This window comes from Dactylosporangium sp. NPDC049525 (assembly GCF_040676755.1).
In the GTDB taxonomy this organism is placed as follows: Bacteria; Actinomycetota; Actinomycetes; order Mycobacteriales; family Micromonosporaceae; genus Dactylosporangium.
On record NZ_JBFAPO010000072.1, the window covers coordinates 1 to 14,385 of the forward strand.

14 protein-coding genes are annotated in these 14,385 nt (G+C 71.0%); 6 read left to right on the plus strand and 8 right to left on the minus strand.

Going from position 1 to position 14,385, the window contains the following annotated elements; translation table 11 throughout:
• The 7 genes from AB0K00_RS50510 to AB0K00_RS50540 all read right to left on the minus strand — a co-directional run.
• A partial coding sequence (locus tag AB0K00_RS50510; RefSeq protein WP_363537812.1) for a VOC family protein occupies window positions 1–548 on the minus strand: 548 nt, incomplete at its 3' end.
• Window positions 549–607: 59 nt separating this feature from the next.
• Window positions 608–1,858, minus strand: a complete 1,251-nt coding sequence (locus tag AB0K00_RS50515; RefSeq protein WP_363537813.1) for a beta-ketoacyl-[acyl-carrier-protein] synthase family protein — start codon at window positions 1,856–1,858, stop codon at window positions 608–610.
• The gene (locus tag AB0K00_RS50520) at window positions 1,855–2,436 is read right to left on the minus strand and encodes a beta-ketoacyl synthase chain length factor (RefSeq protein ID WP_363537888.1); all 582 of its coding nucleotides are present in this window, start codon (window positions 2,434–2,436) and stop codon (window positions 1,855–1,857) included. Before AB0K00_RS50520 ends, AB0K00_RS50515 begins: the two co-directional genes overlap by 4 nt.
• A gap of 92 nt (window positions 2,437–2,528) precedes the next feature.
• On the minus strand, window positions 2,529–3,698 hold the full coding sequence (locus tag AB0K00_RS50525; RefSeq protein ID WP_363537815.1) for a beta-ketoacyl synthase N-terminal-like domain-containing protein: 1,170 nt from the start codon (window positions 3,696–3,698) through the stop codon (window positions 2,529–2,531).
• Complete coding sequence (locus tag AB0K00_RS50530; RefSeq protein WP_363537890.1) at window positions 3,695–3,898, minus strand: phosphopantetheine-binding protein; 204 nt, start codon at window positions 3,896–3,898, stop codon at window positions 3,695–3,697. The genes AB0K00_RS50525 and AB0K00_RS50530 overlap by 4 nt, the downstream gene beginning before the upstream one ends.
• Window positions 3,899–3,936: 38 nt before the next feature.
• Window positions 3,937–4,215: an acyl carrier protein gene (locus AB0K00_RS50535; protein ID WP_363537817.1), complete on the minus strand. Its 279-nt coding sequence runs from the start codon at window positions 4,213–4,215 to the stop codon at window positions 3,937–3,939.
• Window positions 4,212–5,663, minus strand: a complete 1,452-nt coding sequence (locus tag AB0K00_RS50540; RefSeq protein ID WP_363537892.1) for a class I adenylate-forming enzyme family protein — start codon at window positions 5,661–5,663, stop codon at window positions 4,212–4,214. The genes AB0K00_RS50535 and AB0K00_RS50540 overlap by 4 nt, the downstream gene beginning before the upstream one ends.
• Window positions 5,664–6,426: 763 nt before the next feature.
• Between AB0K00_RS50540 and AB0K00_RS50545 the strand changes: the two genes are divergently transcribed.
• From AB0K00_RS50545 to AB0K00_RS50565, 5 genes are all read left to right on the plus strand, one after another.
• Entirely contained in the window at window positions 6,427–7,335 is a 909-nt protein-coding gene (locus AB0K00_RS50545) for a methyltransferase domain-containing protein (RefSeq protein WP_363537819.1), read from the plus strand.
• Between the two features lie 5 nt (window positions 7,336–7,340).
• Window positions 7,341–7,610, plus strand: coding sequence for a phosphopantetheine-binding protein (locus AB0K00_RS50550; RefSeq protein WP_363537821.1), 270 nt, complete (start codon window positions 7,341–7,343; stop codon window positions 7,608–7,610).
• Window positions 7,611–7,695: 85 nt separating this feature from the next.
• Window positions 7,696–8,907: a glycosyltransferase gene (locus AB0K00_RS50555; RefSeq protein WP_363537823.1), complete on the plus strand. Its 1,212-nt coding sequence runs from the start codon at window positions 7,696–7,698 to the stop codon at window positions 8,905–8,907.
• The gene (locus AB0K00_RS50560; RefSeq protein WP_363537825.1) at window positions 8,891–9,655 is read left to right on the plus strand and encodes an ABC transporter permease; all 765 of its coding nucleotides are present in this window, start codon (window positions 8,891–8,893) and stop codon (window positions 9,653–9,655) included. The genes AB0K00_RS50555 and AB0K00_RS50560 overlap by 17 nt, the downstream gene beginning before the upstream one ends.
• A gap of 12 nt (window positions 9,656–9,667) precedes the next feature.
• Window positions 9,668–10,621 (plus strand): ATP-binding cassette domain-containing protein, encoded by a 954-nt coding sequence (locus tag AB0K00_RS50565; protein WP_363537827.1) that lies wholly within the window; start codon window positions 9,668–9,670, stop codon window positions 10,619–10,621.
• A 269-nt stretch (window positions 10,622–10,890) separates the two neighbouring features.
• Here AB0K00_RS50565 and AB0K00_RS50570 read toward each other — a convergent pair whose 3' ends face one another.
• Window positions 10,891–12,147, minus strand: coding sequence for a condensation domain-containing protein (locus AB0K00_RS50570; RefSeq protein ID WP_363537829.1), 1,257 nt, complete (start codon window positions 12,145–12,147; stop codon window positions 10,891–10,893).
• 889 nt (window positions 12,148–13,036) lie between these two features.
• Here AB0K00_RS50570 and AB0K00_RS50575 point away from each other — a divergent pair.
• Complete coding sequence (locus tag AB0K00_RS50575) at window positions 13,037–14,383, plus strand: condensation domain-containing protein (RefSeq protein ID WP_363537831.1); 1,347 nt, start codon at window positions 13,037–13,039, stop codon at window positions 14,381–14,383.
• Window positions 14,384–14,385: the final 2 nt, after the last annotated feature.

Consider the following 14,385-nt stretch of genomic DNA (forward strand, 5'->3'; position numbering starts at 1 on the left):
TACTGCACCGTCGGGTCGAGCTCGCCGGCCTGCAGGCAGATCGCGGCGTGGTCGATGGTGTGCAGCAGGTCCGCGTCCGTCGGCGCTTCGGGCGCGACCGACATGTCGATCGCACCCGGCAGGAACTGCCCGTCGCCGGTGGTGCGCTGCACGAGGCGGTGCGTCACGTCGCCGAAGCCAGACACCTCCGCGGTCACGACCGTCGAACCGCCGTGCTCCAGGCGCTGCGGCGGCTGGATCGGGGTGGCGCCGGCGGCGACCGCCTCGGCGAACGCCGCCTCGACGTCGGTGCAGCCGAAGGCGATGACGGCGACGCCGTCGCCGTGCCGGGCGACGTAGCGGCTCGCGCGGTGGTCACCGCTGAGGCCCGAGGTGAGCAGGATCCGGATGTCGCGCTGCCCCAGCAGCACACTGCGCTGACCCGTGAGGCCGGTCTCCGGGCCGCCGTGGCCGTAGACGTGGAAGCCGTACGTGGCGCACAGCTGGTGCGCCGCCTGGCGCGCGTCGCCGACGAACATTTCGATGTGGTCGGTGTCGAGGATCTCCATGGCCTGCTTCCCTTTCGGGTTCTGATCGTTCGTTCCCAGGAGGCTGTGACGAGCGGGCGTCACGCCGTGCGTGTCCATGCGGACTCCGGCCGGCCGAAGACCAGGCTCACGTTGTGGCCGCCGAAGCCGAAGGAGTTGGACAGCACGTGGGTCACCTCCGCGGGACGGGGTTTAAGGAGGTGGTCCACGTCGCAGGCGGGATCGGGCTCGTCCAGGTTGTGCGTCGGCGGGAGCAGCCCGCGGAGCATGGCGTGGACCGACACCGCGGCCTCCACCACCCCGGAGGCGCCGAGCATGTGCCCGGTCACGCCCTTGGTGGAGCTGACCGGCGGGGTGTCGGCACCGAACACCGCGCGGATCGCGGTCGTCTCGGCCACGTCGCCGAGCTTGGTGCTGGTGCCGTGCGCGTTGACGTAGCCGATGTCGCCGGGTTCGATTCCGGCGTCGGCGATGGCCCGGCTCATGCAGGCGGCGGCGGCCGACCCGTCGGGGCGCGGGGTGGTCGGGTGGTGGGCGTCGTTGGTGGCGCCCCAGCCGACGATGTCGGCGTAGCGGCGCGCCCGGCGGGCCTCGGCGTGCTCGGCGCGTTCGACGATGAACACCCCGGCGCCCTCACCGAGGACGAGCCCGTTGCGGCGGCGGTCGAAGGGGCGGCTCGCGGCGGTCGGGTCGTCCCAGCCCCGGGCCAGCGCCCGGGCGTTGCCGAACGTGTCGGCCAGTGTCGGGAACAGCGGTGCCTCGCTGCACCCGGCCACGACGATGTCGGCCTCGCCGGCGCGCAGCAGCCGCACGGCCTCGCCGATCGACTGGGCGCCGGCGGCGCACGCGGTGCCGATGGAGGAGCTGTACCCCTGGATCCCGTGGCGCATCGCGACCCTGGCCGCGCCCATGTTGGGCAGCATGCCGGGCAGCAGGTAGGGGCTGACGCCGAGGCGGCCCTTCTGCGAGCGCAGGACCGCCTGCGCGTCGAGGGTCGCGAGGCCGCCGGTGCCGGACAGGATGATGGCGATGCGGTAGGGGTCGACGTCGCGGCCGACCTCGATGCCGGCGTCGGCCAGGGCCTGCTCGGCGGCGGTCATCGCCATGATGATGTACCGGTCGACGACCCGCGTCTCCGGCGCCGGCAGGACCGACGTCGGGTCGATCGGCGGGGAGAATGCGGCCACGTCGGTCGATCCGAACAGGGGGTGGTCGGCGGCGGGCCGGACGAGGCCGGACCGCCCGTCACACATCGCGTCGAAGACCTCGGCGCCGGTCCTGCCGACGGGGGTGACGAGCCCGATCCCCGTGATAGCCATGGATCTGCTCATGATGTCCCTCTTTCGGCGGTGCTCTCAGCGGTTCGTTCAACGTCGGTTCGTTCAGCAGCTCGTTCAGCAGCTCGTTCGGTGGCTCGTTCAGCGAGGAGCACCGCGGCGGCGGTCTCGTGGCCGGCTCCGGTGATGGCCTCGGGCACGGCGGCCTGTTCGAGGAGGATGACGAGCACCTCGTCGGCGTCGCCGTCGGCGAGCAGCAGCCGGGCCACGGTCAGCCCGGCGTCGGTGCTGTCGACGCACACGACCGGGCCGGTCAGCCGCCAGCGGGCGGCGACGTGGCCGGCGACGGCGTTGGGCACCGACTGGAAGAAGAACAGCGGCCCGACCCGGCCGCCGGCGTCGACGGCCTCGGCGACGTGCGTCGCGCTGGCGACGTCGCCGAGGGAGGTGACGAGCACGATCGCGGTCACCGCTGGTGGAGCGCTCTCCAAGCGGCGCTGGAGGCAGCGGCCGGCGGTGGCCGCGACGAGCGGGTTGAACGAGGAGTGCACGAAGCCGGCCAGCTTCGGCAGTTCCTCGTCACCCGGCTCCGGCCAGCTGCCGGCGGCGAGGACCTCGAGGCCGGCCCGCATGGCGAGCGCGGTCAGCGGAGGTATGTCGGAGACGAACAGTTCCGCGGCGCCGAGCCCCTGCTCCTGCCCCGCCGGGTCGATCAGTAACCCGCTCATGCTGATCCCACCAGCAGTGCGGTGTTGGCGCCGCCGAACGCGGCGTTCAGGGTCAGTGCGTAGGACGGTGTCGCCGCGGTGAAGCCGTCCAGGACCAGGTTCAGCGCGCAGCGCTCGTCCGCGGCCAGGAACCCGGCGTTCACCGGCAGCCGCCCGGTGCGCAGGGCGTGCAGGGTGACGATCAGCTCCAGTACCCCGGACGCCTCCAGCGCCTGCCCGTGCAACGACTTCGTCGAGGACACCGGCACGGTGCCGGCGTGCTCGCCGAGCGCGGTGTGCAGCGCCGCGCACTCCGCGACGTCGCTCTGCGCGGTGCCGGAGCCGTGCGCGTTGACGTAGCCGAGCTCCGCCGGTCCGATCCCGGCCCGCTGCAGGGCGGCGGTGATCGCCCGCGCGAGGCCGTGCCCCTCAGGGTGCGGCTGGCACGGGTGGTACGCGTCGCCGGCGCGGCCCCAGCCGGCGAGCCGGGCGAGCACCTGGGCGCCCCGGTCCCGGGCCGCGGCCGCGGACTCCAGGACCACGGCGCCGGCACCGTCGCCGAGCAGCAGGCCGCGCCGCCCGTCGCTGAACGGCCGGACCTGTCCGTCAGTGGACAGTGCACGGCCCGCGTCGAAGAGGGAGAACTGATCAGCGTCCACGAGGTAGCCACCGGCCACGACGACCCGGTCGAGTTCGCCGCGGGCGATCGCCGCCGCCGCGTCCGCGACCGCGGTGCTCGCCGCGACGCACGCCGAGGTGTACGCCCGGATCCCCGCGCCCAGCGGCAGGTCCCCGGCCAGCCCGGTGCTGGTTGCCAGCGCCGCGGTGAACGCGGTGCTGCTGTGCTGGCGGCGGTCGGCCTCGGCGACGCGGGCCAGGGCCGGGTCGCCGTGCAGGGCGAGGAACAGCGGCGCGCCGGCGCGCTGGGCGGTGCTGAGCTTGGCCTCGTCACAGGCCTCGTCAACGATCCGCACGAGCTCGTCGGTGAGCGCGGGGGAGCCGGGCATGGCCGCGGCCACCCCGACCCGCCGTCCCGTCACGTCGAACCGGTCCACGGGCTGGAACGCCGGCGTACCGGCGTCCAGACCGTCGGCGAGGGCGGTCATGCCCCGGCCGAACGCGCTCAGCACGGCCGCCCCGGTCAGCACGACTTCCCCCGGACCGCGCCGAGCGGTGAGGGTGGTCATCGTGAACCCGTCTCGACCTTCAGTTCCTGTAGGACCTCGAGCGTCCCGCTCACCGTCGACATCCGGGCGAGGGCGTCGTCATCGAGGTCGAGCGGCACACCGTAGTGCTGTTCGAGCTGGTGGACGAGCCAGGCAAGCTCCAGGGAGTCGATCCCCTCGGCGATGTCAGCGGGCGAGCGGTCGCCGTACGTGGCGAGCATGGCCAGGACGTCGTCGCGGGTTGGTGCAGCGGCCACGCTCAGCTGCCCGCCGTGGCTGCGGCGGACCGGCGCTCGGCGACCGCGGCGATGAACTCGCCCACGGTCATCCCGGCCAGCTTCTCCGCCTCGTCGTCGTCGAAGCGCACGCCGAAGCGGTCCTCGACGCGCACCGCCAGCTCGGCGAGCGACAGGGATTCGAGGTCGGCGCCGGCCGGGCCGAGCGCGGTGTCGTCGTCGACGTCGTCGACGCTGTAGTTCATCTCGGTCAACGAGTCCAGCAGGAACTGGCGAATTTCCTGATTCGTCGTGTCGTTCATCGCGAGTGGTTCCCTTCCTTCACGGGTGCCGGCACGACCGGGTCGGTCGCGCCATCGGTCACGTCTTCTCCCGCACGCTGCCCAGGGATCGTCACTGGGGTCGCGGCCGCCGGGGCGGCGGCCAGCAGCGCGGCGCGGTCCCGGACGAGCTTGCCGGTGGCGGTGCGCGGCAGCTGTTCCACGACCTTCAGCACGCGCGGCCGCTTGAAGCCGGCCAGCCGCTCGGCGAGGCGCTCCTGGACCTGCGCCGCGGTGGCGCCGTCGCGCAGCATCACGTACGCCTCGATGGCCTTGTCGAAGGTCACGACGGCGCTGGCGACACCGGGCAGTGCGGCCAGGGTGTGCTCGACCTCGGTCAGGTCGACCTTCAGGCCGCCGACGGAGACCTGCGAGTCGCGCCGGCCGTGGATGCGCACGCGGCCGGTGGTCGCATCGACGCTGCCGGCGTCCTTGGTGTGCAGCCAGCCGTCGGCCCAGCGGGCCGGGTCGACGAGGCCGAGGTACGGCGACGCGGGCAGCGACACGAGCAGCTCGCCGGCTTCCTCGCGGACGGTGAGGCCGGGTGCGGGGGTGAGGGAAGGGCGGTGTTCACCGAACAGGTCGGTGGCGATGACCCCGACCTCGGTCATCCCGTACATGTTGCCGAGCCGGATGCCGTAGCGGTCGACGAAGCCCCCGTAGACCTCGGCGCGGACGAGTTCGCCGCCGGTGGTCATGCCGGTCAGCTGTGAAAGTTTCGGCGGGTGCTGCACCGATGAGAGCAGCTCGATGTGGAAGGGGACGCCGAGCAGCGTGGTCGGCTCGGGGCCGGCGGCGACCGTGGACAGGATGCCGTCGGCGGTCATCCGCGCCGGCACCACGAGCTGAGCGCCGGCGTGCAGGCCGTAGAGCAGGCCGCCGACCAGACCGAGCACGTGCACCATCGACGCGAGCGAGACGATCCGCTCGCCGCCCTGCGGTACGCCGGCGCCGATCTTCACGTAGCGCTCGACCTCCTCGACGAGGTTCGCCGCGGTGCGGGCGATGACCTTCGACGGGCCGGTCGACCCGGAGCTGAGCTGGATGAGCGCGTGGTCGGTGTCGGCGGGCCGCCCCGGGTAGGTGGCGACGCGCTCCTCGATCTCGACGAAGCCGCGCAGCGGCCCGCCGGTGACGTGCTTGGCGGTGACCACGACCTGCGGGGCCAGGCGCTGCAGGGCGTTGTCGATCTCGTAGGGGGTGAGGCGGTGGTCCAGCAGCGCGGCGCGGGCGCCGAGCCGCCAGGCGGCGAGCAGGTTGGTGACGAACGTGAGCGACGGGGCGAGGCACAGCGCGACGGATCCGCCGGGGCCGAGCCCCGCGGCGGCGAGCACGGACTGCTTGGCGGAGATCATGCGGCGCAGGTCGGCACGGGTGACGGGGGCCTCGAAGACCAGGGTGACCTGGTCCGCGGGGCCGGACAGCAGCACCTCGTCGACCCATGACGGATCGATGCCTCGGGTTCGATGGGTGTCGGTAACGGCGTCGGTCACCCGGAACCCCTTTCTGCGCGCACGGTTGCTCCGCCGACCGGTCGGCCCACGTTGGCCGGCGATCAGCGTGTGCAACCCCCGAATGAACACACTGGCGAACGTCGGGCGGTCCCTGCGGCCGGCGTGAAACACGCCCGGACACAATGCGCAGGAATTAGTCAGCCCGACTAGCCATAGACCTTACGCAATCAAAGCGGTTTTACAAGAGTGCACAACCCGACTGTGCCGCTGTTTGTCCGTTCTGCCACGCCTACGACCGCTAAAAATCGTTTGCATCGATACGTTCTGCATTCGGGCCGGTCTCGGCTTCGTTTTACAAAACTGCGAGGTCAGTACCAGTTCGGGGGACATCAGATGACTTCCAAATGGGTCAATATGCACTGCTAAGCGACGCACCGGATACAACCGGTATCTAACCCAAGAACACTCGCCTCACGCCCATTGCCGTGCTGTACGGTGCGCAACCGCCACGATTGACCCCGATGAACGTCCGTTCGGGCCGATATACCGTTTCGCCATGTATGGCGACATGATGAGCGTCGGCCTGCGCGATCTCCGACAGTGCAGGCCGGGGCCGGTGGCAAGCCATGTAGCGTGCATTGACAACCGTCGGCGCGCCGCCCATACAATGGCCGGGCTCCGTGCGTCCCTATCCGGGAACGCGCCCAAAGCTGGTGATCCCATTCGGAGATTTGCGACTGTGAAAGCAAATGCCAGTTCCGCATACCCGTCCGCACCGGCCGGGCCCGGGCTGAACGCCGCCGTCGAGCGGTATTACGACACGACCTTGGACCTGTACGAGGACCTCTGGGGTCAGCACGTGCACCACGGCTTCTGGGACCTCGGCGAGCGCCCCGGCAACGACGACGACCGGCACGCCGCGACCGACCGCCTGGTCCGTGAGCTGGTCGACTTCGCCGGTATCCCGGCCGGCGCCCGGGTCCTGGACGTGGGCTGCGGCATCGGCGGGCCGGCGATGCACCTGGCCGGGCCGCTCGGCTGCACCGTCGAGGGCGTCACCCTCAGCGCCGCGCAGGCCGCCCGCGCCAACGAGAAGGCCGCGGAGCTGGGTCTTGCCGAGCGGACCAACTTCCGCCAGTCCGACTTCTTCGAAGGCGGCTACCCGGACGCGTCGTTCGACGCGGTGTGGGCCGTGGAGAGTCTCATGCACATCGCGGACCGGGAGGCGTTCTTCGCCGAGGTCCTGCGGGTGCTCAAACCCGGCGGCATCGTCGCCATCGCCACCTGGTCGGTCCGCGACGGGGAGCTCAACGCCGAGGAGACCCGGGTCGTCGACCAGATCCTGCGCCACCAGGTGATGCCGAGCTTCTCCTCCCTGGAGGAGCACGAGCGGCTCGCCGCCGCGGCCGGGTTCACCGACATCGCGATCGTGGACTGGAGCGCCAACGTCGCCAACTCCTGGGAGCCCGGGTTCGCCCAGGTCAAGGGGCTGGACAACGGTCGGTCGATGATGCGTGATCTGGCCCGCGACCGGGGCGTCGACGTGCTCGGCTTCTTCTACGCGGGCCCGCTGATGCTCAAGGGCTTCGAAACCGGAGCGGTGACCTACGGCGCCGTGCGTGCCACGAAGCCGGCGGCAGGGGACTGATCATCGTGGCCGCGGCGCCGCACCAGGAGATCGTGGAACTGCTGCGCCAGGTCACCGGCGAGGACGAGACCTGGGCGGCCGCCGTCACGCCGTCCACTCGCGTGGACACGGACCTGTTCGTCGACAGCCTCGAGCTGGTCGCGCTGAGCGAGGCGATGCGGCAGCGGTACGGGCAGCGGGTCGACCTCGCCGCGTATATCGCCGGCCTGGAGCTGCCCGAGCTCATCGAGCTCACCGTCGGGGATCTGGCCGAGCTTGCCGGAGCCGGTACATGAGCGGTCCGGAGCGGAGCGGAGGAGCCGCGAATCAGGGGCTCAGGTTGAGCTCATGCTGGCGCCGGAGCGCAGCGGAGGCGACAGCATGAGCCGGTTTTTGTTCTTGTCGTTGCCGTTGCCGGGTCATGTGAACCCGATGGTGGCGGTGGCCGACGTGCTCCTCGCCCGCGGCCATGAGGTGCTGTGGGCAGGGTCGGAGTCGTTCCTGCGCCCCCTCGCCGGGCCGGACGCGGTGATCCATCCGATCCCGCTGCGCGCCCACCGCGGCCAGGCCGAACGGGGCCTCGACGCGACCCGCTCGCGGTGGGAGGGCTACATCCTGCCGCACACCAAGTACACCCGCAAAGGCGTCGAGGCGGCGGTCGAGGCGTTCCGGCCCGACCTGCTGGTCGTCGACCAGCACGCGATCGCGGGGCCGATCGTGGCGCACCGCTTCGGCCTGCCGTGGGCCACCGTCGCGTCCAGCGCGATGGAGCTGACCAGGCCGTTCGCCCGGGGGCTACCGAAGGTCGAGGCGTGGATCCAGCAGCAGCTGCGCACCGCGTGGAGCACCGCGGGCCGGCCTGGCGAACCGCCGTGGGACCTGCGGTTCTCCCCGGACCTGCTGATCAGTTTCCTCGGTGAGGACCTCCTGGACGACCCGTCGCAGCTGCCGGCGAACACCGTGACCGTCGGGCCCTCGATCGCCGAGCGCGCACCCGATCCGGACTTCCCGTTCGACTGGCTCGACCCGGACCGCAAGCACGTGCTGGTCACCATGGGCACGCTCAACATGGACCAGGCCGCGCACTTCTACCCGCGGATCCTGGCCGCGCTCGAACCGCTCGGCGAGCAGCTGCAGGCGGTCGTCGTCGCGCCGCAGGGCACCGTGACCGGCGAGCCGGAGCACGTGCTGGTGCGCCGCCCGGTGCCGGTGCTGGAGCTGCTGCCGCGGCTGCACGCGGTGGTCAGTCACGGCGGCGCCAACACCGTCAACGAGTGCCTGGTGCACGGCGTGCCGCTGCTGTTCGCCCCGATCAAGGGCGATCAGGCGCTCATGGCCTCGGCGGTGGCGCGGGCCGGCGCCGGGCTGCGGCTCTCGATCGACCACAGCCGGCCCGAAGCGCTGCGCGCCGCGCTGCTCGACCTGCTCGACGACCCCCGCTACGCCGAGGCGGCGCGGGTGACCGGCAAGCGACTGCTCGCGGGTGGCGGCGCCGATGCCGCCGCGACGGCACTGATCCAGCTGGCAACTGCCGGCTCTCCACTGCAACGTTCGACGTCTGAAAGCGAGCAAGCGCGTGAAACTCCTGCGTGACACCTGGTTGATCTTCCAACGGCACATGCTGCTGATGCTCCGGTCGCCGTTGTGGGTCGTCCTCGGCGTGGCCCAGCCGGCGGTCTACCTGATCCTCTTCGCGCCGCTGCTCAAGCCGGCCCTCTCCTCGGTCGGCGCGGAGACGATGAGCGACGCGTACCGCATCTACGTGCCCGGCATGCTCGTCGCGCTCGCGCTCGGCGGCGGCCTGTACGTCGGCTTCGGCCTGCTCGGCGACCTCGCCAACGGCGTCATCGAGCGGTCCCGGGTGACCACGGTCAGCCGGGTCGCGCTGCTGCTGGGCCGCTCGATGCGCGACGTCGTCGTGGTCATCGTCCAGTCGATCATCATCACGATCCTCGCGCTGCCCTTCGGCGTGTTCGTCAACATCGGCAGCCTGCTGCTCGGCTACGCGATCCTGGCCCTCGTCGGGCTGGCGTCCGCGTCGATCTCCTACGGCATCGCGATCCGGGTGGCCAACCCGAACGTGCTCGGCCAGGTCGTCAACAACATCGCCCAGCCGCTGATGCTGCTGTCCGGCACCCTGCTGCCCCTCGCCCTCGCGCCGCTGTGGCTGCGCACCGTGGCCGACTTCAACCCGTTCAACTGGGCCGCGAAGGGCCTGCGTGCGCTGTACATCGGGCACACCAGCGACCCGGCCATCTGGCAGAGCATCGCCATCGCCGGCGGACTCATGGTGGTCGCCGTGATCTGGTCGGCCCGCACATTCTCGCGTTCGGTCCGGTAAGGGAGCAGACTCATGATCAAGATCAAAGGGCTGAAGAAGGTCTACAAGTCCGGCCGCGGCAAGAAGGCGAGCAGCGTCGAGGCGGTCAAGGGCATCGACCTGGACATCGCGCAGGGCGAGATCTTCGGCTTCCTCGGCCCCAACGGCGCCGGCAAGACCACCACGCTACGGATGCTCGCGACCCTGGTCGCGCCCGACGACGGCGAGGCGACCATCGCGGGGGCGAACCTGCGCACCGAGCCGGGTGTGGTGCGGCGCAACATCGGCTTCGTGGCCCAGGGCGGGGGCACCACCGACGACGTCACCGGCCGTGAGGAGCTGATCCTGCAGGCCCGCATGTACGGCATCGGCAAGGCCGACGCGGAGCAGCGCGCGGAGGCGGCCCTTGCCGCGTTCGACCTGACCGAGTTCGCCGACCGCAAGTGCAAGACGTACTCCGGTGGCCAGCGCCGCCGCATCGACATCGCGATGGGCATCATCCACCAGCCGCAGGTGCTGTTCCTGGACGAGCCCACGTCGGGCCTGGACCCGCAGAGCCGCGCGCACATGTGGGACGAGATCCGCCGGCTGCGCGCCGAGGGCATGACGGTCTTCATCACCACGCACTACCTCGACGAGGCCGACGCGCTGTGCGACCGGATCGCGATCATCGACCACGGCGAGATCGTCGCCGAGGGTACCCCGTCGGACCTCAAGCGCGAGATCTCCGGCGACGTGGTCACCGTGGTCGTGGCCGACGAGGCCGAACGCGCCGGTGAGCTACTGGGCAAGGAGCCCTTCGCCAGCGGTGTCGAGGTCCGCGAGGACAACGAGGTGCGGCTCAACGTCGACGCCGGCGACTCGGCGATCCCGCAGATCATGCGCACGCTCGAGGGCGCCGGGATCAAGCTGGAGACGATCGGGCTGCACCGCCCGACCCTCGACGACGTCTTCCTCACCAAGACCGGTCGTTCGCTGCGCGACTGACCCAGGGTGCGACAGCGAGGGGGGGGGGGCGGGGCGGGGGGGGGGGCGCCGCGCGGGCGGGGGGGTGGAATAGTCGCCGCGGGGGGTGGGGGGGGGGCGGGGGCCCCCGGCCGCCCCCCCGGCGCCCCCCCCCCCCCATCTCAGCGGGCTGTTGTTCTCGGGTTTGTGCGGCGGGGGGGGGCGGGCCCGCGCGGCCGCGCCGCCCCCCCCCCCGGGCCCCCCGCGGGGGGGCCCCCCCCGGGCGGGGCCCCCCCCCTCGTCCGTGCGGGTCAGAACTTCTCGCCGCCGATGGTCTCGGCGAGGCACGCCTGCATCGTGGTCATGATGGTGCTCAGCGCCTCGCGGTCGATGCCGCCCCGGTTGACCCGGAACATCAGGTTGAGCGACGTCAGGCCGCGCACGATCAGGTAGAAGCCGGGGCCGGTGGTGCGGCCGTGCTCGAACCAGTCGATCTTCGGCGGTTCGAGCCGGTCCTCGGACGGGAAGCCGGGCGGCGCGAGCATCGGGTTGTAGTAGAACCCCCGGTCCACCGGCGGGTCGAGCTTGGTGTGCTCGTCGCGGATCTGCCAGATCGCGTCGGGGGAGCAGACGCCGTTCTTCAGCGCGTTGAACGCCTTCCAGTGCACCTTCGGCAGGATCGCCTCGAACGGCTCGTCCGGCTCCAGGTCCAGCAGCAGCGGCGCCCACTGGTTGAGGCTGGTCACGACGCGGGCGTGCTGCTCGTCGAACCGGTTGGCCGACATCGGGAACAGCAGCACCTCACGATCGCCGGTGGCCGCCTGGATGCCGCGGTAGTAGGCGGCGAGCAGCAGGCTGGCCAGGGTGACGTCGTACTTGCCCATCGCCTCGTGCGCCAGGGGCATCGGGATGCCGGTCTGCAGCACGGCACCGAGGGTGTTGACGTCCTCGGGTTCGTGCCGGCGTGGTGCCGCGCCGAAGGTGCGCCGCCAGTACCGTTCGGCGTTGCGCAGCCGGCTGCTGCCCTCACCCTGCTGGTTGAGGGCGAGCTCGAGGGGGCCGGGCGCGGGCGGCAGGTCGGTGCCGCCGAGGATGGTCTCGAAGTCCTCGCGGAGCACGACACCGGCGACCCCGTCGGCGGCCATGTGGTTGAGCACGACGAGCACGTGCCGGGGGACGCCCTCGTCGAGCAGAATCCACGCCCGCCACGGCAGCTCCGTGAGCGCGTCGATGCCGCGGTGGAGCTCGGCGGCGTCCTTCGCCTCGCGGTCGGCGGCGTCCGCGGTGCCCTGCCGGACCTGGGCGAGGACCTCCTCGGCGGTGTCCGCGGCGATCCGCTGGCGGGGGAAGCCCTCGTCGTCGATGACGTACGTGGTGCGCATCGAGGCGTGCCGCATGGCCACGGCGCCGAGCGCGGACCAGATCTGTTCCTCGCTCCAGGTGCCTTCCGGCAGGTCCCAGACGAAGGAGAGGTTGGCCTCCCACAGCCGGTCGGGCGGGAACCTCTCGATGTCGCGCCAGACGGACAGCTGTCCGACGCTGGCCGGATACGTCTCGTCGCCGGACAAGGTGCGCCTCCAGGGTGCTGCTCGGTGCGGTGGTCACGCATGCGGTGGTCGTGCAAGCGGTGGGTCGTGCATGCGGTGGGGAGCCCGGGCCGGAACGCGGATGACACCCATGCCCGTCGGGTGCCGCCCCGCCCGTGCCGACCCGGGCTCCCTACTCAATCGGTGGTGCATACGTGCGATGCAAGGGCTGATTTCAGCCGCCGGACACGACCCGGCTGGAGACGACCCGGCTGGACACGACCCGGCTGGAGACAACGCGCATGATGCTCACCTCCTCATATCGTTTGGCACATCACAGTGCGATATGGAATGGCAGGGCGCATCTCATCCGTCGACTTCACGACGAATCTGCAGAAGTCCCTGCGGTCATTCTGAACGACCGAAGTCTATGACCGCCAGAAGCATCACCCGGTGTGTGGATCGTGTCAACCGCGCACCTAACGACTTAGGAAGTTTTCAATGCGTTCCGCATTTCCCCGACGCTTCCACGGAAATCGGACATAACGATCGTTAAAATTCGGACCTTCAGGCATTGATTGGATGAGATCAATATTCGCCTCTTTCGTCAGGTAGAAGACAGCCGATAGGCTTTGGCGCAGTGCTTGCAGGGTGGGCCCGCGAGGTCGTCCGGGTCCGAACAGGTCGGGAACCGGACAACGTGCAGGCGGTCCCTTTCGAGCACTTTCCAGTGACCAGGCAAGGGAGGTGCGAAATGAAGGCTGCTCGACTGCGTGGTAGCAACGCTCAGCTCCGGGGCAACAACGCTCAGCTCCGGAACGCCCGACTCTAAACCTGTCGGGGCGGCCGGCGCGGCGCAGGCGACGCCGGCCGTCCCACAGTCGCGGGCACTTCCGCCTGCGCGGACACGACGATCACAAGGCGAGAGGTCATGGCGGAGACTGCAACGGCGCAGCGCATCCCGGTCCACTTCAAGGGTGCGGGATCGGGTGTCGAGGAATTGACGTGGGGCCAATGGGCCGCGTGGAGATCCATGGAGCTCGGCGGTGGCCGGGTCGACTGGGCCGGCGGCACGATGCCGTTGCTCGACGGGCAGACGATCGAGCAGATCGTCATGGAGCTCGCGTTCCTCATCGGCCGGCATCAGTCGCTGCGGACCCGCTACCGGCTCGGCGAGGACGGCCTGCCCCGGCAGGTCCTGTCGGACTCCGGTGAGTTCTTCATCGAGCTCGTCGAGGCGGGCGCGGACGACCCGGCCGAGGTCGCCGCGGCCCTCGACGTCGCACTGCAGGACGCGCCGTTCGACAACGCCGAGGACTGGCCGGTGCGCGCCGCGGTCGTGTGCCGCGACGGGACCCCGGCGTGGTTCGTCGTGCTGTACTCCCACATGGCGATCGACGCCTACGGCATCGAGGCGCTGGTGGCCGATATGGCCAACCTGGACCGGGCCACCGGCGAGCACCTCGCCCCGGTCGCCGGCGTCCAGCCCGCCGACCTGGCCCGCCAGCAGCGCGGGGGTGCGGGGCGGCGGCAGCACAACGCGTCGCTGCGGCACTGGGAGAAGCAGCTGCGCGAGATCGCGCCGGAGCGCTTCCCGCCGGTGCCGGACCCACCGTCGCCGCGGTACTGGGAGGCGAGCTACGAATCACCCGCCGCCTACCTGGCGCTCGGCCGGATCGCCGAGCGGACCAAGGCGCACAGCAGCACGATCCTGCTCGCCGCGTATGTGCTCATGCTGGCGCGGGTCTCCGGCGACCCCACGACCGTGGTGCGGATGCTGGTGAGCAACCGCTTCCGGCCCGGCTTCAAGGAGTCGGTCGCCGGCCTGGCGCAGAGCGCTCTGTGCGTGGTGGACACCGCCGACGTCAGTTTCGACGAGGTCGTCGCCCGCGTCTGGAAGACGCAGCTGACCGCCGGCATGCACGCCTACTACGACCCGCGCGACCTGTGGGACATGATCGCCCGGGTGGGCGAGGAGCGCGGCGCCACCCTGGACCTGCAGTCCTACTTCAACGACCGGCGCCGGAGCATGGCGACAGCGGAAGTCCTGCCGCAGGTGAGCGCGAACGACATCACCGAGGCGTTGTCGAAAAGCCGGCTGCGGTGGGGGACGAACTCCGACGATCCCTACGCCACGGTGTTCTTTCTGATCAACGCGGTGCCGGACACGGTCGACATCACCCTGCGCGTTGACACCCGGCGGGTGGCACCGGACGATCTGGTGGCGATTCTTCGGGGGATCGAGGAACTGGTGGTCGCCGCCGCGCTCTTGGAGTAGCC

Coding starts and splice junctions, on each gene's coding strand:
- AB0K00_RS50555 (WP_363537823.1), top strand. CDS start 7,696: ATGAGCCGGTTTTTGTTCTTGTCGTTGCCGTTGCCGGGTCATGTGAAC.
- AB0K00_RS50565 (WP_363537827.1), top strand. CDS start 9,668: ATGATCAAGATCAAAGGGCTGAAGAAGGTCTACAAGTCCGGCCGCGGC.
- AB0K00_RS50515 (WP_363537813.1), bottom strand. CDS start 1,858: ATGAGCAGATCCATGGCTATCACGGGGATCGGGCTCGTCACCCCCGTC.
- AB0K00_RS50520 (WP_363537888.1), bottom strand. CDS start 2,436: ATGCGGGCCGGCCTCGAGGTCCTCGCCGCCGGCAGCTGGCCGGAGCCG.
- AB0K00_RS50575 (WP_363537831.1), top strand. CDS start 13,037: ATGGCGGAGACTGCAACGGCGCAGCGCATCCCGGTCCACTTCAAGGGT.
- AB0K00_RS50525 (WP_363537815.1), bottom strand. CDS start 3,698: ATGACCACCCTCACCGCTCGGCGCGGTCCGGGGGAAGTCGTGCTGACC.
- AB0K00_RS50535 (WP_363537817.1), bottom strand. CDS start 4,215: ATGAACGACACGACGAATCAGGAAATTCGCCAGTTCCTGCTGGACTCG.
- AB0K00_RS50530 (WP_363537890.1), bottom strand. CDS start 3,898: ATGCTCGCCACGTACGGCGACCGCTCGCCCGCTGACATCGCCGAGGGG.